20 protein-coding genes are annotated in these 23,412 nt (G+C 50.7%); 13 read left to right on the top strand and 7 right to left on the bottom strand.

Annotated features, from left to right (window positions below; genetic code table 11):
- Nucleotides 1–20: 20 nt before the first annotated feature.
- Both btuF and mtnN read right to left on the bottom strand, forming a co-directional pair.
- Nucleotides 21–821 carry a vitamin B12 ABC transporter substrate-binding protein BtuF gene (btuF, locus tag BEA93_RS11060; protein WP_001129924.1) on the bottom strand — a complete coding sequence of 267 codons (801 nt, stop codon included), beginning with the start codon at nt 819–821 and terminating at the stop codon, nt 21–23.
- The gene (gene mtnN, locus BEA93_RS11055; RefSeq protein WP_000689856.1) at nt 814–1,512 is read right to left on the bottom strand and encodes a 5'-methylthioadenosine/S-adenosylhomocysteine nucleosidase; all 699 of its coding nucleotides are present in this window, start codon (nt 1,510–1,512) and stop codon (nt 814–816) included. The genes btuF and mtnN overlap by 8 nt, the downstream gene beginning before the upstream one ends.
- A gap of 83 nt (nt 1,513–1,595) precedes the next feature.
- On the opposite strand from mtnN, the gene dgt reads away from it, so the two are divergent.
- The 3 genes from dgt to cdaR all read left to right on the top strand — a co-directional run bounded on the left by dgt (nt 1,596) and on the right by cdaR (nt 5,979).
- Nucleotides 1,596–3,113 carry a dGTPase gene (gene dgt, locus BEA93_RS11050; RefSeq protein WP_105224939.1) on the top strand — a complete coding sequence of 506 codons (1,518 nt, stop codon included), beginning with the start codon at nt 1,596–1,598 and terminating at the stop codon, nt 3,111–3,113.
- Between the two features lie 129 nt (nt 3,114–3,242).
- Nucleotides 3,243–4,667, top strand: coding sequence for a serine endoprotease DegP (gene degP, locus BEA93_RS11040; RefSeq protein WP_001517772.1), 1,425 nt, complete (start codon nt 3,243–3,245; stop codon nt 4,665–4,667).
- A 154-nt stretch (nt 4,668–4,821) separates the two neighbouring features.
- Nucleotides 4,822–5,979 carry a DNA-binding transcriptional regulator CdaR gene (cdaR, locus tag BEA93_RS11035; protein ID WP_000929415.1) on the top strand — a complete coding sequence of 386 codons (1,158 nt, stop codon included), beginning with the start codon at nt 4,822–4,824 and terminating at the stop codon, nt 5,977–5,979.
- A gap of 63 nt (nt 5,980–6,042) precedes the next feature.
- Here the strand turns inward: cdaR and BEA93_RS11030 are convergent, their stop codons facing one another.
- The 5 genes from BEA93_RS11030 to map form a co-directional block, all read right to left on the bottom strand.
- A complete protein-coding gene (locus BEA93_RS11030) occupies nt 6,043–6,429 on the bottom strand; it encodes a DUF3461 family protein (RefSeq protein WP_000272188.1) in 387 nt (128 codons plus the stop codon).
- A 158-nt stretch (nt 6,430–6,587) separates the two neighbouring features.
- On the bottom strand, nt 6,588–7,400 hold the full coding sequence (gene yaeI / locus BEA93_RS11025; RefSeq protein WP_024191943.1) for a phosphodiesterase YaeI: 813 nt from the start codon (nt 7,398–7,400) through the stop codon (nt 6,588–6,590).
- A 53-nt stretch (nt 7,401–7,453) separates the two neighbouring features.
- A complete protein-coding gene (dapD, locus tag BEA93_RS11020; RefSeq protein WP_001186657.1) occupies nt 7,454–8,278 on the bottom strand; it encodes a 2,3,4,5-tetrahydropyridine-2,6-dicarboxylate N-succinyltransferase in 825 nt (274 codons plus the stop codon).
- Nucleotides 8,279–8,308: 30 nt separating this feature from the next.
- On the bottom strand, nt 8,309–10,981 hold the full coding sequence (gene glnD / locus BEA93_RS11015; protein ID WP_001517774.1) for a bifunctional uridylyltransferase/uridylyl-removing protein GlnD: 2,673 nt from the start codon (nt 10,979–10,981) through the stop codon (nt 8,309–8,311).
- 179 nt (nt 10,982–11,160) lie between these two features.
- Nucleotides 11,161–11,955: a type I methionyl aminopeptidase gene (map, locus tag BEA93_RS11010; RefSeq protein WP_001018205.1), complete on the bottom strand. Its 795-nt coding sequence runs from the start codon at nt 11,953–11,955 to the stop codon at nt 11,161–11,163.
- Nucleotides 11,956–12,322: 367 nt separating this feature from the next.
- Here map and rpsB point away from each other — a divergent pair, with 367 nt between their 5' ends.
- From rpsB to skp, 10 genes are all read left to right on the top strand, one after another.
- Complete coding sequence (rpsB, locus tag BEA93_RS11000; RefSeq protein ID WP_000246882.1) at nt 12,323–13,048, top strand: 30S ribosomal protein S2; 726 nt, start codon at nt 12,323–12,325, stop codon at nt 13,046–13,048.
- A 252-nt stretch (nt 13,049–13,300) separates the two neighbouring features.
- Nucleotides 13,301–14,152 (top strand): translation elongation factor Ts, encoded by an 852-nt coding sequence (gene tsf / locus BEA93_RS10990; protein ID WP_000818112.1) that lies wholly within the window; start codon nt 13,301–13,303, stop codon nt 14,150–14,152.
- A gap of 146 nt (nt 14,153–14,298) precedes the next feature.
- Entirely contained in the window at nt 14,299–15,024 is a 726-nt protein-coding gene (pyrH, locus tag BEA93_RS10985) for a UMP kinase (RefSeq protein ID WP_000224575.1), read from the top strand.
- Between the two features lie 291 nt (nt 15,025–15,315).
- A complete protein-coding gene (frr, locus tag BEA93_RS10980) occupies nt 15,316–15,873 on the top strand; it encodes a ribosome recycling factor (RefSeq protein ID WP_000622419.1) in 558 nt (185 codons plus the stop codon).
- 91 nt (nt 15,874–15,964) lie between these two features.
- Nucleotides 15,965–17,161 carry a 1-deoxy-D-xylulose-5-phosphate reductoisomerase gene (gene ispC / locus BEA93_RS10975; RefSeq protein WP_000811946.1) on the top strand — a complete coding sequence of 399 codons (1,197 nt, stop codon included), beginning with the start codon at nt 15,965–15,967 and terminating at the stop codon, nt 17,159–17,161.
- Between the two features lie 188 nt (nt 17,162–17,349).
- The gene (gene ispU, locus BEA93_RS10970; RefSeq protein WP_001517776.1) at nt 17,350–18,108 is read left to right on the top strand and encodes a (2E,6E)-farnesyl-diphosphate-specific ditrans,polycis-undecaprenyl-diphosphate synthase; all 759 of its coding nucleotides are present in this window, start codon (nt 17,350–17,352) and stop codon (nt 18,106–18,108) included.
- A 12-nt stretch (nt 18,109–18,120) separates the two neighbouring features.
- A complete protein-coding gene (gene cdsA, locus BEA93_RS10965; protein ID WP_000922453.1) occupies nt 18,121–18,978 on the top strand; it encodes a phosphatidate cytidylyltransferase in 858 nt (285 codons plus the stop codon).
- 11 nt (nt 18,979–18,989) lie between these two features.
- Entirely contained in the window at nt 18,990–20,342 is a 1,353-nt protein-coding gene (rseP, locus tag BEA93_RS10960) for a sigma E protease regulator RseP (RefSeq protein ID WP_000948226.1), read from the top strand.
- 29 nt (nt 20,343–20,371) lie between these two features.
- A complete protein-coding gene (gene bamA / locus BEA93_RS10955; protein ID WP_001240903.1) occupies nt 20,372–22,804 on the top strand; it encodes an outer membrane protein assembly factor BamA in 2,433 nt (810 codons plus the stop codon).
- Between the two features lie 121 nt (nt 22,805–22,925).
- Nucleotides 22,926–23,411, top strand: a complete 486-nt coding sequence (skp, locus tag BEA93_RS10950) for a molecular chaperone Skp (protein ID WP_000758958.1) — start codon at nt 22,926–22,928, stop codon at nt 23,409–23,411.
- Nucleotide 23,412 lies beyond the last annotated feature (1 nt).

Here is a 23,412-nt window from a genome sequence, read left to right as displayed (position 1 = left end):
GCACCTGAAAATATCAGGCGCTAATCCACCTGTGAAAGCGCATTACAGAGTTGTTGTGCAGCGAGGATAATACGTGGGCTTGCGCGTTCAAACCAGTCGCTCGTGAGAGGAATAACGGGAATTTTGAGCTGTTCGCCCCAGTATTGCTTTATTTTAGGAATTTTATCCGCTCCGCCCGTGATGACAATAGCCTGTGGGGCGCGTGCTAATACCTGTTCGCGGCTAACCTGCGGCCAGGGAACCCGGCTGTCTTTAAAGATGTTTTCTCCGCCGCAAACTTCCAGCACCTGGTTCTGAATCGACTCTTTTCCGCTGGTGAACGGCGGATTAATGCCGAATTGTAAGAAAACACGTTTTTTAGGTTTATCAGCATATTGCGCTTTCAGTTGCGCATACTGTTCCAGTAAGGTTTGCGCGGCTTGCCCGGCTTTGTCTGGCTGCGGGCTCCAGGGTGCCAGTTGGCGTAGCGCATCAGCAATTTGTTCAATGCTTGTCGCATCGACCCACATCACTTTTATTCCCAGCGAAATCAGTTGGTCAACCTGCCGCTCGGCATTGCCCCCGCGCCAGGCAATCACCAGATCGGGCTTCAGCGCCACGATGCGCTCCAGATTCATCCCCTGCCAGGTGGAAACCTGCTCAATCTTCCGGGCTTCTGGTGGATAGTCGGAATAACTGCTGACCCCTACCGGGGTGATCCCGGCGGCAAAGGCAAGTTCAGTGTTGGCGGGAGAAAGAGTGATAACGCGCGGCGCGGCGTTGAGCCACAGCGGCGCGAGAAAAGACAGGGCGACCAGCGCCCTGAACAGTGACTTAGCCATGAGTCAGTTTCTGCACCAGTGACTCAACCATCAGGCTGGACTGTTTGGCTGCAACGGCCAGAAATTCGTCGAAGCTGAGATGAGACTGCTGATCGGCCACGTCAGAGATGGCGCGCACCACCACAAACGGTACGTTAAAATTGTGGCAGACATGAGCGATAGCCGTCGCTTCCATCTCTACCGCAATGGCTTGCGGGAAGTTGTGACGGATTTTCGCCAGAGCAACGGAGCCGTTGATGAAAGCGTCACCACTGACAATCAGACCGCGCACGGCGTTAAGATTCAGTTCGGCAATGCAGGACTCGGCAGCCGCGATCAATTTATCATCAGCTTTGAAGCCTGCCGGGCAGCCAGGTAGCTGACCGTATTCGTAGCCAAATGCCGTCACGTCGGCGTCGTGATAACGTGTTTCGTCAGAGACAACGATATCGCCTACTTTCAGCGTTGATGCCAGCCCCCCCGCAGAACCGGTGTTAATAATCACATCTGGCTTGCAGTGCTCCAGCAGTAGAGTCGCACCCAGCGCCGCAGCGACTTTACCGATACCCGATTTCAGAAGCGCAACCTCGGTTCCGTTCAGTTGACCCGTGTAGATTTCACAGCCACCCAGGCGGAGAGTTTGACGGTTTTCGATTTTGTCACGCAGCAGCGTAACTTCTTCTTCCATTGCACCAATGATGCCGATTTTCATAGATTTACTCGCGATAAGCCCGATTTGAGGGCATAGTTTATCATGCGCTTAAGGGGAAGCGTATTTCTCACGCGGGAGAGGACATGACACAGATTGATTTCCGAAAAAAAATAAACTGGCATCGTCGTTATCGTTCACCGCAGGGTATTAAAACCGAGCATGAGATCCTGCGGATCTTTGAAAGCGATCGGGGACGTATTATCAACTCCCCGGCAATTCGTCGTCTGCAACAAAAGACCCAGGTCTTCCCACTTGAGCGTAATGCCGCCGTGCGCACGCGTCTTACCCACTCTATGGAAGTGCAGCAGGTAGGGCGCTATATCGCCAAAGAGATATTAAGTCGTCTGAAAGAGCTTAAATTGTTGGAGGAGTATGGTCTGGACGAGCTGACCGGCCCCTTTGAAAGCATTGTCGAGATGTCATGCCTGATGCACGATATCGGTAACCCGCCGTTTGGTCATTTTGGCGAAGCGGCGATTAATGACTGGTTTCGCCAGCGTTTGTACCCGGGGGATGCCGAAAGTCAGCCGCTGACCGATGATCGCTGTCGTGTGGCAACGTTGCGATTAAGGGAAGGAGAGGAACCGCTCAATGAATTGCGGCGCAAAATTCGTCAGGATTTATGTCATTTTGAAGGCAATGCGCAGGGGATTCGCCTGGTGCATACATTGATGCGGATGAATCTCACCTGGGCGCAGGTTGGCGGTATTTTAAAATATACCCGTCCGGCGTGGTGGCGTGGTGATACGCCTGAGACGCATAACTATTTAATGAAAAAGCCGGGCTATTATCTTTCCGAAGAAGTCTATATTTCCCGTTTGCGTAAAGAACTTAATTTGGCTCTTTACAGTCGTTTTCCATTAACGTGGATTATGGAAGCTGCCGACGATATCTCTTATTGTGTGGCTGATCTTGAAGATGCGGTTGAGAAAAGAATATTTACCGTTGAACAGCTTTATCATCATCTCCACGAGGCATGGGGTCAGCATGAGAAAGGTTCGCTGTTTGCACAGGTAGTAGAAAATGCCTGGGAAAAATCACGCTCAAATAGCTTAAGTCGCAGCACGGAAGATCAGTTTTTTATGTATTTACGGGTTAATACTCTCAATAAACTGGTGCCTTATGCGGCACAACGATTTATTGATAATTTACCGACGATTTTTGCCGGAACGTTTAATCATGCGCTGTTGGAAGATGCCAGTGAATGTAGCGATCTTCTGAAGTTATATAAAAATGTCGCCGTAAAACATGTATTTAGCCATCCAGATGTCGAGCAGCTTGAATTACAGGGCTACCGGGTGATTAGTGGGTTATTAGAGATTTATCGTCCTTTATTAAGTTTGTCGTTATCAGACTTTACTGAACTGGTAGAAAAAGAACGGGTGAAACGTTTCCCGATTGAATCGCGCTTATTCCACAAGCTCTCCACGCGCCATCGGCTGGCCTATGCCGAGGCCGTCAGTAAATTATCGTCAGATTCTCCTGAATTTCCTCTATGGGAATATTATTATCGCTGCCGCCTGCTACAGGATTATATCAGCGGTATGACAGACCTCTATGCGTGGGATGAATACCGGCGTCTGATGGCTGTAGAACAATAACCAGGCTTTTGTAAAGACGGACAATAAATTTTTACTTTTTGCAGAAACTTTAGTTCGGAACTTCGCGCTATAAAACGAATCTGAAGAACACAGCAATTTTGCGTTATCTGTTAATCGAGACTGAAATACATGAAAAAAACCACATTAGCACTGAGTGCACTGGCTCTGAGTTTAGGTTTGGCGTTATCTCCGCTCTCTGCAACGGCGGCTGAGACTTCTTCAGCAACGACAGCCCAGCAGATGCCAAGCCTTGCACCGATGCTCGAAAAGGTGATGCCTTCAGTGGTCAGCATTAACGTAGAAGGTAGCACAACCGTTAATACGCCGCGTATGCCGCGTAATTTCCAGCAGTTCTTCGGTGATGATTCTCCGTTCTGCCAGGACGGTTCTCCGTTCCAGAGTTCTCCGTTCTGCCAGGGTGGCCAGGGCGGTAACGGCGGCGGTCAGCAACAAAAATTCATGGCGCTGGGTTCCGGTGTCATCATTGATGCCGATAAAGGCTATGTTGTTACCAACAACCACGTTGTTGATAACGCGACGGTCATTAAAGTTCAACTGAGCGATGGCCGTAAGTTCGACGCGAAGATGGTTGGCAAAGATCCGCGCTCTGATATCGCGCTGATCCAGATCCAGAATCCGAAAAACCTGACTGCAATTAAGATGGCGGATTCCGATGCGCTGCGTGTAGGTGATTACACCGTAGCAATCGGCAACCCGTTCGGTCTGGGCGAGACGGTAACTTCCGGTATCGTCTCTGCACTGGGACGTAGCGGCCTGAACGCCGAAAACTACGAAAACTTCATCCAGACCGATGCCGCAATCAACCGCGGTAACTCCGGTGGCGCGCTGGTTAACCTGAACGGCGAACTGATCGGCATTAACACCGCGATCCTCGCGCCGGACGGCGGTAACATCGGTATCGGTTTTGCTATCCCGAGTAACATGGTGAAAAACCTGACCTCGCAGATGGTGGAATTCGGCCAGGTGAAACGCGGCGAGCTGGGCATTATGGGAACCGAGCTGAACTCTGAACTGGCGAAAGCAATGAAAGTTGACGCCCAGCGCGGTGCTTTCGTAAGTCAGGTTCTGCCGAACTCTTCCGCTGCGAAAGCTGGCATTAAAGCGGGTGATGTGATCACCTCACTGAACGGTAAACCGATCAGCAGCTTTGCCGCGCTGCGTGCCCAGGTTGGCACCATGCCGGTGGGTAGCAAACTGACCCTGGGCTTACTGCGCGATGGTAAGCAGGTTAACGTGAACCTGGAACTGCAGCAGAGCAGCCAGAATCAGGTTGATTCCAGCTCCATCTTCAACGGTATTGAAGGCGCAGAGATGAGCAACAAAGGCAAAGATCAGGGCGTGGTAGTGAACAACGTGAAAACGGGCACTCCGGCTGCACAGATCGGCCTGAAAAAAGGTGATGTGATTATTGGCGCGAACCAGCAGGCAGTGAAAAATATTGCTGAACTGCGTAAAGTTCTCGACAGCAAACCGTCTGTTCTGGCACTGAACATTCAGCGCGGCGACAGCACCATCTACCTGTTAATGCAGTAATCTCCCTCAACCCCTTCCTGCAAACGGGAAGGGGTTCTCTTTTCAATTTGTGACTCCCTCCACAACTCCATATTTCTGCATTGTCCTTTGTGCATTTGCACAATGCTGTGCGTTGCGTACTTCCTTATGCTAAACCGTGCTCAACGGAGGGCTTATGGCTGGCTGGCATCTTGATACCAAAATGGCGCAGGATATCGTGGCGCGCACTATGCGCATTATCGATACCAATATCAACGTAATGGATGCTCGCGGGCGAATTATCGGCAGCGGCGATCGTGAGCGTATTGGTGAATTGCACGAAGGTGCATTGCTAGTACTTTCGCAGGGGCGAGTAGTCGATATTGATGATGCCGTGGCGCGCCATCTGCATGGTGTGCGACAGGGGATCAATCTACCGTTACGGCTTGAGGGCGAAATTGTCGGCGTGATCGGACTGACCGGTGAACCGGAGCATTTGCGTAAATATGGCGAGCTGGTCTGTATGACGGCAGAAATGATGCTGGAACAGTCACGGTTGATGCACCTGCTGGCGCAGGATAGCCGACTGCGTGAAGAGCTGGTGATGCATCTGATTCAGGCTGAGGAGAGTACGCCAGCATTAACCGAATGGGCGCAGAGGTTGGGCATCGATCTCAATCAACCCCGCGTAGTAGCCATTGTCGAGGTCGACAGCGGTCAGCTTGGCGTCGATAGCGCGATGGCGGAATTACAGCAACTGCAAAACGCGCTGACTATGCCGGAACGTAATAATCTGGTTGCGATTGTTTCGCTGACTGAAATGGTGGTGCTAAAACCGGCGTTGAATCAGTTTGGGCGCTGGGATGCGGAAGATCATCGTAAGCGAGTTGAACAACTCATTACCCGCATGAAAGAGTATGGTCAGTTACGTTTCCGCGTTTCGCTGGGTAACTATTTTACCGGTCATGGCAGTATTGCCCGTTCTTATCGCACGGCGAAAACGACGATGGTCGTCGGTAAGCAGCGAATGCCAGAAAATCGCTGCTATTTTTATCAGGATCTGATGTTGCCTGTTTTACTTGATAGTTTGCGCGGTGACTGGCAAGCCAACGAACTGGCTCGTCCTCTGGCACGGCTCAAAGCGATGGATAATAACGGTTTGCTACGGCGTACGCTGGCGGCGTGGTTTCGCCATAATGTGCAGCCGCTGGCAACGTCAAAGGCGTTGTTTATCCATCGTAATACGCTGGAGTATCGTCTCAACCGTATCTCTGAATTGACCGGGCTGGATTTGGGTAATTTTGATGACAGGCTGTTGCTGTATGTGGCGTTGCAACTGGATGAAGAGCGGTAGGTTCATAACAAAATTAAAGCCGGGTGATACTTTACCCGGCTCGCAGAATGACATCAGTTACTATTATTTGCGTGTCAGCTTTTCCAGATCCGCCTCAATTTCGCTGATCTTATTGGTCACCACTGACTCCAGGTGACGCAAGTCATCGAGAATTTTACGTTTAAGATCCACTTCGCTACGATCGCGTTGGCAGATTTGATCAAGCTCATCAATGATATAACGCAGATTCGGGCTGATCTCCTGAACTTCTTTATAGCCCTGACCCACACCATCTGCAACCACCGTTTTGCGCTGACGTGGATATTTAAACTTCACGCTCTTGGCAAAAAACTCACCTTTATCTTTCTGGAAATAGATTTTCAGAATATCGTTGTTGGCTTCCTGCCGGAGGCTGTAACGATCAATTTCTTCAGGATTGGTAATACCCAGACTTTTCAGATTGTCGTACATAGCGTTACCTCAAAATGAGTCAGTAAATTGTGCTTATCTTAGCATTTGGCCTGGCCCGACCGGCTCGACTGTGATCGCAGAAAGCCTTTTTCCAGACTTCTATCATGGCGTAAAAATTAAAAAATTACCTGCTTTATTCTGGCGATAGATTTTACGTTCTACACCAGTTCCAGTATCGTCACTTCCGGACGGCAGTTAAGCCGCAGCCCATACAAACTTCCCACGCCGCGGGTCGTATAGATTTTTCGTTCACCAAACGCATTTAACCCGGTGACGTAGCGTTTATCTTCGACTGGTGCAAAAGATTCGCCAACCAATGGCACGCGTAGCTGCCCGCCATGAGTATGACCGCACAGCATCAGATCCCAGGGGGCATCACGCATGATTTCTTTGCTGTCGGGATTATGTGCCAGCACCAGCCGTGGCAGATTAGCGTCGTTTACGCCGGGAGGGTTACATTGCCCGGCCCATAAATCCCCAGTGCCAACCAGTTCAAATTGTCGATTCTGTGTGGAGAGAACCGTTGCCTCGTTAAACAACACCTTGATACCCGCTGATTTCAGCGCTTCGCTAATTAAGCGATTCTTTTGCGTACCGACGGGGCGATCGTGGTTGCCGTAACAGGCAAATGTCGGCGCACATTCGGCAAGGGGAGATAGTACGCCACCAAACGCCGAAAAATTCAGCGGCATATCAAATAGTACGTAGTCGCCGCCCAGCAATATCAAATCGGGATTTTGCGCCACTCCAAGGGCAATGGCTTCTGATATCAGGGTGAGTGGAACAAAGCGGGAGTAATGGAGATCGGCAAGAAAAAGAATTTTGAACGGTGCGGCTTTATCTTTAAAAAAGGCGATGTGCTGATGGGTTAATTCAAGCCAGCCGGGTTCCAGGTAATGTATATAGCCGAAACCTGAGCCTGCGGCTAACGTTGCGGTGGCAGCCTGTAAAAAACGTCGGCGTGAAATCATCATCTTTCCCTGCAAAGAAAACGGGCAGCATCATGCTGCCCGTGTACATACTCTTAATCGATGGTACGCAGCAGTTCGTTGATGCCGACTTTACCGCGGGTTTTCGCGTCAACTTTCTTAACAATAACAGCACAGTAAAGGCTGTATTTACCATCTTTCGACGGCAGGTTGCCAGAAACAACTACAGAACCTGCCGGAACGCGACCATAGTGGATTTCACCCGTTTCACGGTCGTAAATACGGGTGCTCTGACCGATGTATACGCCCATGGAAATAACGGAACCTTCTTCGACAATTACGCCTTCAACGACTTCAGAACGCGCGCCGATGAAGCAGTTATCTTCAATGATGGTCGGGTTAGCCTGCAGCGGCTCCAGCACACCACCGATACCTACACCGCCAGACAGGTGCACGTTTTTACCAATCTGCGCACAGGAACCGACTGTGGCCCAGGTATCAACCATCGTACCTTCATCAACGTATGCACCGATGTTGACATAAGACGGCATCAGCACAGTGTTACGGGCGATAAACGCACCCTGACGCACTGCCGCGGGTGGCACCACGCGGAAGCCTTCTTTCTGGAAACGTGCTTCGTCGTAGTTGGCGAATTTCATCGGCACTTTATCGAAGTAGCGGCTTTCTGCTCCTTCTACCACCTGATTATCATTAATACGGAAAGAGAGCAGCACCGCTTTTTTTAACCACTGATGCGTCACCCACTGACCGTCAATTTTTTCCGCAACACGCAGTGCGCCGGAATCCAGCAGGGCGATCACCTGATTTACCGCTTCGCGGGTAACGGTGTCTGCATTGGCTGGCGTGATCTCGGCACGGCGTTCAAAAGCGGTCTCAATAATGTTCTGTAACTGCTGCATTGTTAAACTCTTTTCATATCAGTAAACACATCACCCTTTATCGTTTGGATTGAGGGCCTCTGTCAACCGCTGATGTACTTCCTGCTGCAACTCGTTATTAAGTGCACGTCGGTCAGCGGTGGCGATTATGAATAAATCTTCTACTCGCTCACCAATGGTTGTAATTCTGGCACCATGAAGCGAAATTCCCAGATCGGCAAAAATTTTCCCCACCCGTGCCAGCAGCCCAGGCTGGTCGAGAGCAATCAGCTCGAGGAATGATTTTCGGTCGGTATGGGTTGGCAAAAACGTCACTTCGGTTTCAACGGTAAAATGACGCAGTTTGGCGGGTTGACGACGCGGCTGAGGTGGCTGCCAGCTACTTTGTGTCAGTACCTGCTCCAAACCAAAACGAATAACTTCATGGCGATCAGTGGACAGAGGGCTGCCATCTGGCTCCAGCACGATGAAGGTATCCATCGCCATACCGTCGCGGGTGGTGAAAATTTGCGCGTCATGAACGCTTAAATTGCGACGGTCTAACTCGGCACAAACGGCGGCAAACAGGTATGGGCGGTCCGGGCTCCAGATAAAAATCTCGGTGCCACCGCGCGTGGCTTGCGGGCTAAGTAATACCAGCGGCTTACTTAAATCGTGCTGTAATAAATGGCGCGCGTGCCAGGCCAGTTGATTTGGGCTATGGCGGACAAAATAGTTAGCGCGACAGCGCGACCAAATTTGGTGCAGCGCCTCTTCGTCGATGTTATCCATGCGCAACAGAGCCAGCGCCTGAAGCTGGTGATGGCGAACCCGTTCGCGCATATCCGGCGTATTTTGCATTCCGCGTCGTAGCTGCTTTTCGGTAGCAAAATAGAGCTCACGCAACAGACTTTGCTTCCAGCTATTCCACAGCGTTTCGTTAGTGGCACAAATATCAGCCACCGTCAGGCATACCAGATAGCGCAGACGATTTTCCGTTTGTACTTCTTCGGCAAACTGTTTGATGACTTCCGGGTCCTGAATATCACGGCGCTGAGCGGTTACCGACATTAGCAAGTGCTGGCGAACCAGCCAGGCCACCAGTTGCGTTTCGCGCGAGTTCAGCCCGTGGAGTTCAGCAAAATTCACCACGTCTTGTGCGCCGAGTATGGAGTGATCGCCGCCGCGTCCTTTGGCGATATCATGAAACAATGCGGCGATGAAAATCAGCTCCGGCGATGGCAGGCGTGGCCAGACATCCACACACAACGGGTGGCGAGGGCGCGTCTCTTCACTGGCAAAACTTTCCAGTTTCAGCATCACGCGAATGGTGTGTTCATCTACTGTGTAAGCGTGGAACAAGTCAAACTGCATCTGCCCGACGATATGCGACCACTGCGGCATATAGGCACCGAGCACGCTATGACGATGCATTGGCAAAAGTCCGCGACGCACTGCGCCAGGGTGTCGAAGAATGCTTAAAAACAGTTTTCGCGCTTCCGGAATATTACACAGCGGTTGTTGCAGATGGCGACGGGCATGGCGCAACTGACGCAGCGTGGTGGAGTAAATACCAGTGATCGCGCTATTGCGCACCATGGTATAAAACATGCGCAAGATGGCTTCCGGCTGGCGCATAAACAGCGTTTCATCGCGTAGGTCGATCAGCGTACCACGTAGCTGAAATTCATCGTCAATCGGACGTGGTTTTTCATCTGCGGGGAGGGCGAGGATGGCTTCATCGAACAGTTGCAGCAGCATCTGGTTGAGTTCGCTGACGCGACGCGTGACGCGGAAATAATCCTTCATCATTCGTTCGACCGGTTCGTTACCTTCGCCACTGTAATTCAGACGCTGGGCGACGCTTAACTGGCGATCAAACAGCAGTCGGTTATCGTAACGGCTAACGACCAGATGCAGGGCAAAGCGAATGCGCCACAATATATGCAGACACTCGTTTAATTCCGCCCGCTCCGCAGACGTTAAGAAGCCAAACCCCACCATTTCATCCAGCGATGTAGCACCGAAATGTCGGCGGGCGACCCATTGCAGGGTGTGGATATCACGCAAGCCGCCGGGGCTGCTTTTGATATCTGGTTCGAGGTTGTAACTGGTGCCGTGATAACGCTGGTGGCGCTGGTTTTGCTCCTCAACTTTCGCCGCGTAGAACTTGTCAGAAGGCCAGAATCCTTCGCTGAAAATATGCTTTTGCAGTTCGAGAAATAGCGCCACATCGCCAATCAACAGACGTGATTCAATTAAATTGGTGGCGACGGTTAAATCCGATAACCCTTCCAACATACACTCTTCAAGGGTGCGCACGCTATGACCGACTTCCAGCTTCACATCCCAGAGCAGCGTTAACAGTTCGCCCACTTTTTGCGCCTGATCGTCCGGGAGTTTTTTACGACTTAAGATCAGTAAATCGATATCTGAAAGCGGATGTAACTCGCCGCGACCATAGCCACCGACGGCAACCAGCGCCAGATCGGCAATCTGGCTGAAACCCGCTTCTATCCATAAACGTTGCAGGAGCTGGTCGATAAACTCAGTGCGCGCCTCAATCAATTGTTCCGCAGAAATCCCGCTGTCAAAGGCATCGCCCAGCCAACGCTGGAAAGTGTCGATATGGGCTTTTATTCCACAGACGGTTAATTCATCTCGGGGCCAGACGCCAGGGTTTTGCGGTTGACCGGGAAGGGTGGGGAGAGCGGTGTTTGCGTACTGTTCTGGAAGGGTATTCATTGTGCGCCACCCATAAGATTAAATTATCGCATTAAAAAAGCCGGCATTCGCCGGCTTCAGATTGTTGACAAAGTACGCTTTGTTCATGCCGGATGCGGCGTGAACGCCTTATCCGGCCTACAACTTCTTGCAAATGGAGAAGGTAGGACGCATCAGGCAATTTTGCGTTTGTCTTCCTCTTATTCGTCGTGCGAGATTATCGCCGGGATGGTGTCATCCTTGCGTAGCGTCAGAATTTCGCAGCCGTTATCGGTCACTACAATAGTATGCTCGTATTGTGCAGACAAGCTGCGATCTTTGGTTTTTACCGTCCAGCCATCTTTCATGGTGCGGATCTCTTTTTTACCCGCGTTGACCATTGGCTCGATGGTGAAGGTCATCCCCGGTTTCAGCACGACGTTGGTTTCTGGGGAGTCATAGTGCAGCACTTGCGGCTCTTCATGGAAGCCGCGACCAATGCCGTGCCCGCAATATTCACGAACGACGGAGAAGCCTTCTGCTTCGACAAATTTCTGAATTGCCGCGCCGATTTCACGCAGATTAATGCCCGGTTTTACCATACGCAGCGCCAGATACAGGCTCTCTTGCGTAATGCGACACAGGCGTTCGCCCATGATGGTCGGTTTACCGACGATAAACATTTTTGAGGTGTCGCCGTGGAAACCATCTTTGATTACGGTGACGTCAATGTTAACGATGTCGCCGTCTTTCAGCAGTTTGGCGTCGTCCGGGATACCGTGGCACACCACTTCATTAATAGAAATGCAAACGGATTTCGGATAACCGTGATAGCCGAGGCAGGCAGAAACTGCGTGTTGCTGATTAACAATATAATCATTACAGATGCGATCCAGTTCGCCGGTGCTGACGCCCGGTTTAACATACGGTTCGATCATTTCCAGCACTTCGGCAGCCAGGCGGCCAGCGACGCGCATTTTTTCGATATCTTCAGGGGTCTTGATTGAGATAGCCATTAATTCTGTCCATCAGCGTCGGTGATACCGACAATATATATTTAAGTGCTGTCAATGGTATCACACCCTGCCAAATTGAGAATCATTCTGAACTTCGCGAAACGTGCCACCGAGGGTTTCCTGTAATAGAAAGTTCATCGTGTGATGTTGTACACCGCACCAACAATTATTGGAGTCCACGGCGTATTTGTGGTATAAAGCGCGCCGGACTTCCGATCCATTTCGTATACACGGACTGGACGGAAGCGACAATCTCACTTTGTGTAACAACACACACGTATCGGCACATATTCCGGGGTGCCCTTTGGGGTCGGTAATATGGGATACGTGGAGGCATAACCCCAACTTTTATATAGAGGTTTTAATCATGGCAACTGTTTCCATGCGCGACATGCTCAAGGCTGGTGTTCACTTCGGTCACCAGACCCGTTACTGGAACCCGAAAATGAAGCCGTTCATTTTCGGTGCGCGTAACAAAGTTCACATCATCAACCTTGAGAAAACTGTACCGATGTTCAACGAAGCTCTGGCTGAACTGAACAAGATTGCTTCTCGCAAAGGTAAAATCCTTTTCGTTGGTACTAAACGCGCTGCAAGCGAAGCGGTGAAAGACGCTGCTCTGAGCTGCGACCAGTTCTTCGTGAACCATCGCTGGCTGGGCGGTATGCTGACTAACTGGAAAACCGTTCGTCAGTCCATCAAACGTCTGAAAGATCTGGAAACTCAGTCTCAGGACGGTACTTTCGACAAGCTGACCAAGAAAGAAGCGCTGATGCGCACTCGTGAGCTGGAGAAACTGGAAAACAGCCTGGGCGGTATCAAAGACATGGGCGGTCTGCCGGACGCTCTGTTTGTAATCGATGCTGACCACGAACACATTGCTATCAAAGAAGCAAACAACCTGGGTATTCCGGTATTTGCTATCGTTGATACCAACTCTGATCCGGACGGTGTTGACTTCGTTATCCCGGGTAACGACGACGCAATCCGTGCTGTAACCCTGTACCTGGGCGCTGTTGCTGCAACCGTTCGTGAAGGCCGTTCTCAGGATCTGGCTTCCCAGGCGGAAGAAAGCTTCGTAGAAGCTGAGTAATAAGGCTTGATAACTCCCCCGAAATAGTTCGAGTTGCAGGAAGGCGGCAAGCTCGAGAATCCCAGAGAGCTTACTTAAGTAAGTGACCTGAGTGAGCGAAGACAACGCGCCTGCAGCTTGAAATATGAAGGGGAGAGCCCTTATAGACCAGGTAGTACACGTTTGGTTAGGGGGCCTGCATATGGCCCCCTTTTTCACTTTTATATCTGTGCGGTTTAATTCCGGGCAGATCACATCTCCGAGGATTTTAGAATGGCTGAAATTACCGCATCCCTGGTAAAAGAGCTGCGTGAGCGTACTGGCGCAGGCATGATGGATTGCAAAAAAGCACTGACTGAAGCTAACGGCGACATCGAGCTGGCAATCGAAAACATGCGTAAGTCTGGTGCGATCAAAGCAGCGAAAAAAGCAGGCAACGTTGCTGCTGACGGCGTGATCAAAACCAAAATCGACGGCAACTACGGCATCATTCTGGAAGTTAACTGCCAGACTGACTTCGTGGCAAAAGATGCTGGTTTCCAGGCGTTCGCAGACAAAGTTCTGGACGCAGCGGTTGCTGGCAAAATCACTGACGTTGAAGTTCTGAAAGCACAGTTCGAAGAAGAACGTGTTGCGCTGGTAGCGAAAATCGGTGAAAACATCAACATTCGCCGTGTTGCTGCGCTGGAAGGCGACGTTCTGGGTTCTTATCAGCACGGCGCGCGTATCGGCGTTCTGGTTGCTGCTAAAGGCGCTGACGAAGAGCTGGTTAAACACATCGCTATGCATGTTGCTGCAAGCAAACCAGAATTCATCAAACCGGAAGACGTATCCGCTGAAGTGGTAGAGAAAGAATACCAGGTACAGTTGGACATCGCGATGCAGTCTGGTAAGCCGAAAGAAATCGCAGAGAAAATGGTTGAAGGCCGCATGAAGAAATTCACCGGCGAAGTTTCTCTGACCGGTCAGCCGTTCGTTATGGAACCGGCAAAAACTGTTGGTCAACTGCTGAAAGAGCATAACGCTGAAGTGACTGGCTTCATCCGCTTCGAAGTGGGTGAAGGCATCGAGAAAGTTGAGACTGACTTTGCAGCAGAAGTTGCTGCGATGTCCAAGCAGTCTTAATTATCGAAAAGGAGCCGCCTGAGGGCGGCTTCTTTTTGCGCCCATCTTGTAAATTCAGCTAACCCTTATGGGGCTGCGCTGAAAAGCGACGTACAATGTCGCCAGTATTAATTCATTTCAATCGTTGACAGTCTCAGGAAAGAAACATGGCTACCAATGCAAAACCCGTCTATAAACGCATTCTGCTTAAGTTAAGTGGCGAAGCTCTGCAGGGCACTGAAGGCTTCGGTATTGATGCAAGCATACTGGATCGCATGGCTCAGGAAATCAAAGAACTGGTTGAACTGGGTATTCAGGTTGGTGTGGTGATTGGTGGGGGTAACCTGTTCCGTGGTGCTGGTCTGGCGAAAGCGGGTATGAACCGCGTTGTGGGCGACCACATGGGCATGCTGGCGACCGTGATGAACGGCCTGGCAATGCGTGATGCACTGCACCGCGCCTATGTGAACGCTCGTCTGATGTCCGCTATTCCATTGAATGGCGTGTGTGACAGCTACAGTTGGGCCGAAGCTATCAGCCTGTTGCGTAATAACCGTGTGGTGATCCTCTCTGCCGGTACTGGTAACCCATTCTTCACCACTGACTCTGCAGCTTGCCTGCGTGGTATCGAAATTGAAGCCGATGTGGTGCTGAAAGCAACCAAAGTTGACGGTGTGTTTACCGCTGACCCGGCGCAAGATCCAACTGCAACTATGTACGAGCAGTTGACCTACAGTGAAGTGCTGGAGAAAGAACTGAAAGTGATGGACCTGGCTGCCTTTACGCTGGCTCGTGACCACAAATTACCGATTCGTGTTTTCAACATGAACAAACCGGGTGCGCTGCGCCGTGTGGTAATGGGTGAAAAAGAAGGGACTTTGATTACGGAATAATTCCCGTAATGGATAAATAAGGGTAAGATTCCGCATAAGTATCGCGGGGGCGTAAGTCTGATTATAAGGCGTTATTGTTTCAGGCAGTTTGGTCACGGCCAGCGCGCAACAACCGGAGCGTACAAAAGTACGTGAGGATTGCGAGCACTGCCCAGGGTCAAAATGGCAAATAAAATAGTCTAATAATCCAGACGATTACCCGTAATATGTTTAATCAGGGCTATACTTAGCACACTTCCACTGTGTGTGACTGTCTGGTCTGACTGAGACAAGTTTTCAAGGATTCGTAACGTGATTAGCGATATCAGAAAAGATGCTGAAGTACGCATGGACAAATGCGTAGAAGCGTTCAAAACCCAAATCAGCAAAATACGCACGGGTCGTGCTTCTCCCAGCCTGCTGGATGGCATTGTCGTGGAATATTACGGCACGCCGACGCCGCTGCGTCAACTGGCAAGCGTAACGGTAGAAGATTCCCGTACACTGAAAATCAACGTGTTTGACCGTTCAATGTCTCCGGCCGTTGAAAAAGCGATTATGGCGTCCGACCTCGGCCTGAACCCGAACTCTGCGGGTAGCGACATTCGTGTTCCACTGCCTCCGCTGACGGAAGAACGTCGTAAAGATCTGACCAAAATCGTTCGTGGTGAAGCAGAACAAGCACGTGTTGCGGTGCGTAACGTGCGCCGTGACGCGAACGACAAAGTGAAAGCACTGTTGAAAGAAAAAGAGATCAGCGAAGATGATGATCGCCGTTCTCAAGACGATGTACAGAAACTGACTGACGCTGCAATCAAGAAAATTGAAGCGGCGCTGGCAGACAAAGAAGCAGAACTGATGCAGTTCTGATTTCTTGAACGACAAAAACGCCGCTCAGTAGATCCTTGCGGATCGGCTGGCGGCGTTTTGCTTTTTATTCTGTCTCAACTCTGGATGTTTCATGAAGCAACTCACCATTCTGGGCTCGACCGGCTCGATTGGTTGCAGCACGCTGGACGTGGTGCGCCATAATCCCGAACACTTCCGCGTAGTTGCGCTGGTGGCAGGAAAAAATGTCACTCGCATGGTAGAACAGTGCCTGGAATTCTCTCCCCGCTATGCTGTTATGGACGATGAAGCGAGTGCGAAACTTCTTAAAACGACGCTACAACAACAAGGTAGCCGCACCGAAGTCTTAAGTGGCCAGCAGGCTGCTTGCGATATGGCGGCGCTTGACGATGTTGATCAGGTGATGGCTGCGATTGTCGGTGCCGCAGGCCTGCTACCTACGCTTGCCGCGATCCGCGCGGGTAAAACCATACTGCTGGCAAACAAAGAATCACTGGTCACCTGTGGACGTCTGTTCATGGACGCCGTAAAGCAGAGCAAAGCGCAGTTATTACCCGTCGATAGCGAACACAACGCCATTTTTCAGAGTTTACCGCAACCTATTCAGCACAATCTGGGATACGCTGACCTTGAGCAAAATGGCGTAGTGTCCATTTTACTTACCGGGTCTGGTGGCCCTTTCCGTGAGACGCCATTGCGTGATTTGGCAACAATGACGCCAGATCAAGCTTGTCGTCATCCGAACTGGTCGATGGGACGTAAAATTTCCGTCGATTCGGCCACCATGATGAACAAAGGTCTGGAATACATTGAAGCGCGCTGGTTGTTTAACGCCAGCGCCAGCCAGATGGAAGTGCTGATTCATCCGCAGTCAGTGATTCACTCAATGGTGCGTTATCAGGACGGCAGTGTTCTGGCGCAGTTGGGTGAACCCGACATGCGAACGCCAATTGCCCACACCATGGCATGGCCGAATCGCGTGAACTCTGGCGTGAAGCCGCTCGATTTTTGCAAACTGAGTGCGTTGACATTTTCCGCACCGGATTATGAACGTTATCCATGTCTGAAACTGGCGATGGATGCGTTTGAACAAGGCCAGGCTGCGACGACGGCATTGAACGCCGCAAACGAAATTAGTGTTGCAGCCTTCCTTGCGCAACGGATTCGTTTTACGGATATCGCCGCGTTGAATTTATCCGTGCTGGAAAAAATGGATATGCGCGAACCACAATGCGTGGACGATGTGTTGTCTGTTGATGTCAATGCGCGCGAGGTCGCCAGAAAAGAGGTGATGCGTCTCGCAAGCTGAGGATAATCCGGCTACAGAGAGTCGTGCTATTTGTTAGCGTAGGGCTTCAGTGATATAGTCTGCGCCATCTGATCGTAAGTAGTTGGCTTTCTAAGGTCAGGTATGCCGTGGTTTGACACGGCTTTTTTTTGTATAGGCTTCAGTATTCCTGAGTACCGTAAACCCTTTCAGGGAATAAGAAACGCGTGATGTTGTCTGCTACTCAACCACTTAGCGAAAAATTGCCAGTTCATGGCTGTCGCCATGTCGCGATCATTATGGATGGCAACGGGCGCTGGGCAAAAAAGCAAGGGAAAATTCGTGCCTTCGGGCATAAAGCCGGGGCTAAATCGGTCCGTCGGGCGGTCTCTTTTGCGGCCAACAACGGTATTGAGGCGTTAACGCTGTATGCCTTTAGTAGTGAAAACTGGAACCGACCAGCGCAGGAAGTCAGTGCGTTAATGGAACTGTTTGTGTGGGCGCTTGATAGCGAAGTAAAAAGCCTGCATCGGCATAACGTGCGTCTGCGTATTATTGGCGATACCAGTCGCTTTAACTCGCGTTTGCAAGAACGTATTCGTAAATCTGAAGCGTTAACTGCCGGGAATACCGGTCTGACGTTGAATATTGCGGCGAACTACGGTGGACGTTGGGATATAGTCCAGGGCGTCAGGCAACTGGCTGAAAAGGTGCAGCAAGGAAATCTGCAACCGGATCAGATAGATGAAGAGATGCTAAACCAGCATGTCTGTATGCATGAACTGGCCCCTGTAGATTTAGTAATTAGGACTGGGGGAGAGCATCGCATTAGTAACTTTTTGCTTTGGCAAATTGCCTATGCCGAACTTTACTTTACAGATGTTCTCTGGCCCGATTTCGATGAACAAGACTTTGAAGGGGCGTTAAATGCCTTTGCTAATCGAGAGCGTCGTTTCGGCGGCACCGAGCCTGGTGATGAAACAGCCTGATGGGGGTCGCTTTTGCTGAAGTATCGCCTGATATCTGCTTTTGTTTTAATACCCGTAGTCATCGCGGCACTGTTTCTGTTGCCGCCGGTGGGGTTCGCTATTGTTACGCTGGTGGTCTGTATGCTGGCAGCGTGGGAATGGGGACAGCTTAGCGGTTTTACCACTCGCTCGCAGCGGGTATGGCTGGCGGTGCTGTGCGGGTTATTGCTGGCGCTGATGCTTTTTCTGTTGCCGGAATATCACCGAAATATCCATCAACCGCTGGTTGAAGTCTCGCTTTGGGCTTCGCTTGGCTGGTGGGTTGCTGCGTTGTTATTGGTGTTATTCTACCCCGGTTCTGCGGCAATCTGGCGAAACTCCAAAACATTGCGCATTATCTTTGGTGTATTAACCATTGTTCCCTTCTTTTGGGGCATGCTGGCGTTACGGACATGGCACTATGACGAGAATCATTACAGTGGCGCGATATGGCTGCTCTATGTCATGATCCTGGTCTGGGGAGCCGACTCTGGCGCATATATGTTTGGCAAATTGTTTGGCAAACATAAGTTGGCACCGAAGGTTTCTCCAGGCAAGACCTGGCAGGGCTTTATTGGCGGACTCGCGACCGCAGCGGTAATCTCATGGGGTTACGGCATGTGGGCGAATTTGAACGTTGCACCTATCACCTTACTCATTTGCTCTATTGTCGCGGCGTTAGCCTCAGTGTTAGGCGACTTGACCGAGAGCATGTTTAAACGTGAAGCAGGAATTAAGGACAGCGGTCATTTAATTCCAGGACACGGCGGTATTTTGGATCGTATTGATAGCCTGACGGCTGCGGTGCCGGTCTTTGCTTGTCTGTTGTTGCTGGTATTCAGGACGCTTTGACGGAAGGTATTATGCTGAGTTTTCTCTGGGATTTGGCTTCGTTCATCGTTGCACTGGGTGTGCTTATCACCGTGCATGAATTTGGTCATTTCTGGGTTGCCCGGCGTTGTGGTGTCCGCGTTGAGCGATTCTCGATAGGCTTTGGTAAGGCGCTCTGGCGCCGGACTGATAAGTCAGGCACTGAATATGTCATCGCCCTGATCCCGTTGGGCGGTTATGTCAAAATGCTGGATGAGCGCGCAGAACCGGTTGTTCCGGAACTCCGCCACCAGGCCTTCAATAATAAATCTGTCGGCCAACGTGCGGCGATTATAGCCGCAGGTCCGGTTGCAAACTTCATTTTTGCTATCTTTGCCTACTGGCTGGTTTTTATCATTGGCGTGCCTGGTGTTCGTCCGGTGGTTGGCGAAATATTGCCCAACTCGATAGCTGCGCAAGCACAAATTGCACCAGGTACGGAACTAAAAGCCGTTGATGGTATCGAAACGCCTGATTGGGATGCTGTGCGTTTGCAGTTGGTCGATAAAATTGGCGATGAAAGTACCACCGTTACCGTAGCACCATTCGGCAGCGACCAGCGACGCGATGTAAGGCTCGATTTACGTCACTGGGCGTTTGAGCCTGATAAAGAAGATCCTGTATCTTCTTTGGGGATTCGTCCCCGTGGGCCGCAAATTGAACCTGTACTGGAAAATGTGCAGCCAAACTCAGCGGCAAGCAAGGCGGGTTTGCAAGCAGGCGACAGGATCGTTAAAGTCGATGGTCAGCCATTAACGCAATGGGTGGCGTTTGTGATGCTTGTCCGGGATAACCCGGGTAAAGCCTTAGCGTTGGAAATTGAAAGGCAGGGGAGTCCCTTGTCTTTAACATTAGTCCCGGAGAGCAAACCGGGTAATGGCAAGGCGATTGGCTTTGTCGGTATTGAGCCGAAAGTCATTCCTTTGCCAGATGAGTATAAAGTTGTACGCCAGTATGGGCCGTTCAACGCCATCGTCGAAGCCACGGACAAAACGTGGCAGTTGATGAAGCTGACGGTCAGTATGCTGGGAAAATTGATCACCGGTGATGTGAAACTGAACAACCTCAGTGGGCCGATCTCTATCGCCAAGGGGGCTGGGATGACAGCGGAACTCGGGGTTGTTTATTATCTGCCGTTTCTTGCGCTTATTAGCGTGAACTTAGGGATAATTAACCTGTTTCCGTTGCCCGTACTTGACGGGGGGCATCTGCTGTTCCTTGCGATCGAAAAGATCAAGGGCGGACCGGTATCCGAGCGGGTTCAAGACTTTTGTTATCGCATTGGCTCGATTCTGCTGGTGTTGTTAATGGGGCTTGCACTTTTCAATGATTTCTCTCGGTTATGAGAGTTAGTTAGGAAGAACGCATAATAACGATGGCGATGAAAAAGTTGCTCATAGCGTCGCTGCTGTTTAGCAGCGCCACCGTATACGGTGCTGAAGGGTTCGTAGTGAAAGACATTCATTTCGAAGGCCTTCAGCGTGTCGCCGTTGGTGCGGCCCTCCTCAGTATGCCGGTGCGCACAGGCGACACGGTTAATGATGAAGATATCAGTAATACCATTCGCGCTCTGTTTGCTACCGGCAACTTTGAGGATGTTCGCGTCCTTCGTGATGGTGATACCCTTCTGGTTCAGGTAAAAGAACGTCCGACCATTGCCAGCATCACTTTCTCCGGTAACAAATCGGTGAAAGATGACATGCTGAAGCAAAACCTCGAGGCTTCTGGCGTGCGTGTGGGCGAATCTCTTGATCGCACCACCATTGCTGATATCGAAAAAGGTCTGGAAGACTTCTACTACAGCGTCGGTAAATACAGCGCCAGCGTAAAAGCTGTCGTGACACCACTGCCGCGTAACCGTGTTGACCTTAAACTGGTGTTCCAGGAAGGTGTGTCAGCAGAAATCCAGCAAATCAACATTGTTGGTAACCATGCCTTCACCACCGACGAACTGATCTCTCATTTCCAACTGCGTGACGAAGTGCCGTGGTGGAACGTGGTAGGTGATCGTAAATACCAGAAACAGAAACTGGCGGGCGACCTTGAAACCCTGCGCAGTTACTATCTGGATCGCGGTTATGCCCGTTTCAACATTGACTCGACTCAGGTCAGTCTGACGCCGGATAAGAAAGGTATCTACGTCACGGTGAACATCACCGAAGGCGATCAGTATAAGCTCTCTGGTGTTGAAGTTAGCGGCAATCTTGCCGGCCACTCCGCTGAAATTGAGCAACTGACGAAAATCGAGCCGGGTGAGCTGTATAACGGCACCAAAGTGACCAAAATGGAAGATGATATTAAAAAGCTTCTCGGTCGCTATGGTTATGCCTATCCGCGCGTACAGTCGATGCCTGAAATTAACGATGCCGACAAAACCGTTAAATTACGTGTGAATGTCGATGCGGGTAACCGTTTCTACGTGCGTAAGATCCGTTTTGAAGGTAACGACACATCGAAAGATGCCGTCCTGCGCCGTGAAATGCGCCAGATGGAAGGTGCCTGGTTAGGCAGCGATCTGGTTGATCAGGGTAAAGAACGTCTGAATCGTCTGGGCTTCTTTGAAACGGTTGATACCGATACCCAACGTGTCCCGGGTAGTCCGGACCAGGTTGATGTGGTTTACAAGGTCAAAGAACGTAACACCGGTAGCTTCAACTTCGGTATTGGTTACGGTACAGAAAGTGGCGTGAGCTTCCAGGCGGGCGTACAGCAGGATAACTGGTTAGGTACGGGTTATGCTGTTGGTATTAACGGTACTAAAAACGATTACCAGACCTATGCTGAACTGTCCGTTACCAACCCATACTTCACTGTAGATGGCGTAAGCCTTGGTGGTCGTGTCTTCTATAATGACTTCCAGGCAGATGACGCCGACCTGTCCGACTATACCAACAAGAGTTATGGTACAGACGTGACGTTAGGCTTCCCGGTTAACGAATACAACTCGCTGCGTGCAGGTCTGGGTTATGTACATAACTCCTTGTCTAACATGCAGCCGCAGGTCGCGATGTGGCGTTATCTCTACTCTATGGGTGAACATCCGAGCACCTCTGATCAAGATAACAGCTTCAAAACGGACGACTTCACGTTCAACTATGGCTGGACCTATAACAAGCTCGACCGTGGTTACTTCCCGACGGATGGTTCGCGTGTCAACCTGACGGGTAAAGTGACCATTCCGGGATCGGATAACGAATACTACAAAGTGACGTTAGACACGGCGACCTATGTGCCGATCGACGACGATCACAAATGGGTTGTGCTGGGCCGTACTCGTTGGGGTTACGGTGATGGCTTAGGCGGCAAAGAGATGCCGTTCTATGAAAACTTCTATGCCGGTGGTTCCAGCACCGTGCGTGGCTTCCAGTCCAACACCATTGGTCCGAAAGCGGTTTACTTCCCGCATCAGGCCAGTAATTATGATCCGGACTACGACTACGAATGTGCGACTCAGGACGGCGCAAAAGATCTGTGTAAATCGGATGATGCTGTAGGCGGTAACGCCATGGCGGTTGCCAGCCTCGAACTCATCACCCCGACACCGTTCATTAGCGACAAGTATGCTAACTCAGTCCGCACTTCCTTCTTCTGGGATATGGGTACTGTTTGGGATACAAACTGGGATTCCAGCCAATATTCTGGATATCCGGACTATAGTGATCCAAGCAATATCCGTATGTCTGCGGGTATCGCATTACAATGGATGTCCCCATTGGGGCCGTTGGTGTTCTCCTACGCCCAGCCGTTCAAAAAGTACGATGGAGACAAAGCAGAACAGTTCCAGTTTAACATTGGTAAAACCTGGTAAGTGTTCTCCACAAAGGAATGTAGTGGTAGTGTAGCGATGACTTTTGGCGATCTTTATAAGATCGCCGGGCCACGCAAAGAACTGCACCTTCCGGTGCAAATGGGATGGTAAGGAGTTTATTGTGAAAAAGTGGTTATTAGCTGCAGGTCTCGGTTTAGCACTGGCAACTTCTGCTCAGGCGGCTGACAAAATTGCAATCGTCAATATGGGTAGCCTGTTCCAGCAGGTAGCACAGAAAACCGGTGTTTCTAACACGCTGGAAAATGAGTTCAAAGGCCGTGCCAGCGAACTGCAGCGTATGGAAACCGATCTGCAGGCTAAAATGAAAAAGCTGCAGTCCATGAAAGCCGGTAGCGATCGTACTAAGCTGGAAAAAGACGTGATGGCTCAGCGCCAGACTTTTGCTCAGAAAGCGCAGGCTTTTGAACAAGATCGCGCACGTCGTTCCAACGAAGAACGCGGCAAACTGGTTACTCGTATCCAGACTGCTGTGAAATCCGTTGCCAGCAGCCAGAGCATCGATCTGGTTGTTGATGCAAACGCCGTTGCTTACAACAGCAGCGATGTAAAAGACATCACTGCCGACGTACTGAAACAGGTTAAATAAG

This window comes from Escherichia sp. MOD1-EC5950 (genome assembly GCF_002965345.1).
In the GTDB taxonomy this organism is placed as follows: Bacteria; Pseudomonadota; Gammaproteobacteria; order Enterobacterales; family Enterobacteriaceae; genus Escherichia; species Escherichia marmotae.
This window is presented reverse-complemented; position numbering and strand designations above follow the sequence as displayed.

Coding starts and splice junctions, on each gene's coding strand:
- BEA93_RS11030 (WP_000272188.1), bottom strand. CDS start 6,429: ATGTACGACAATCTGAAAAGTCTGGGTATTACCAATCCTGAAGAAATT.
- rpsB (WP_000246882.1), top strand. CDS start 12,323: ATGGCAACTGTTTCCATGCGCGACATGCTCAAGGCTGGTGTTCACTTC.
- ispC (WP_000811946.1), top strand. CDS start 15,965: ATGAAGCAACTCACCATTCTGGGCTCGACCGGCTCGATTGGTTGCAGC.
- tsf (WP_000818112.1), top strand. CDS start 13,301: ATGGCTGAAATTACCGCATCCCTGGTAAAAGAGCTGCGTGAGCGTACT.
- yaeI (WP_024191943.1), bottom strand. CDS start 7,400: ATGATTTCACGCCGACGTTTTTTACAGGCTGCCACCGCAACGTTAGCC.
- btuF (WP_001129924.1), bottom strand. CDS start 821: ATGGCTAAGTCACTGTTCAGGGCGCTGGTCGCCCTGTCTTTTCTCGCG.
- pyrH (WP_000224575.1), top strand. CDS start 14,299: ATGGCTACCAATGCAAAACCCGTCTATAAACGCATTCTGCTTAAGTTA.
- glnD (WP_001517774.1), bottom strand. CDS start 10,981: ATGAATACCCTTCCAGAACAGTACGCAAACACCGCTCTCCCCACCCTT.
- cdaR (WP_000929415.1), top strand. CDS start 4,822: ATGGCTGGCTGGCATCTTGATACCAAAATGGCGCAGGATATCGTGGCG.
- degP (WP_001517772.1), top strand. CDS start 3,243: ATGAAAAAAACCACATTAGCACTGAGTGCACTGGCTCTGAGTTTAGGT.
- dgt (WP_105224939.1), top strand. CDS start 1,596: ATGACACAGATTGATTTCCGAAAAAAAATAAACTGGCATCGTCGTTAT.
- dapD (WP_001186657.1), bottom strand. CDS start 8,278: ATGCAGCAGTTACAGAACATTATTGAGACCGCTTTTGAACGCCGTGCC.
- rseP (WP_000948226.1), top strand. CDS start 18,990: ATGCTGAGTTTTCTCTGGGATTTGGCTTCGTTCATCGTTGCACTGGGT.
- bamA (WP_001240903.1), top strand. CDS start 20,372: ATGGCGATGAAAAAGTTGCTCATAGCGTCGCTGCTGTTTAGCAGCGCC.
- mtnN (WP_000689856.1), bottom strand. CDS start 1,512: ATGAAAATCGGCATCATTGGTGCAATGGAAGAAGAAGTTACGCTGCTG.
- ispU (WP_001517776.1), top strand. CDS start 17,350: ATGTTGTCTGCTACTCAACCACTTAGCGAAAAATTGCCAGTTCATGGC.
- map (WP_001018205.1), bottom strand. CDS start 11,955: ATGGCTATCTCAATCAAGACCCCTGAAGATATCGAAAAAATGCGCGTC.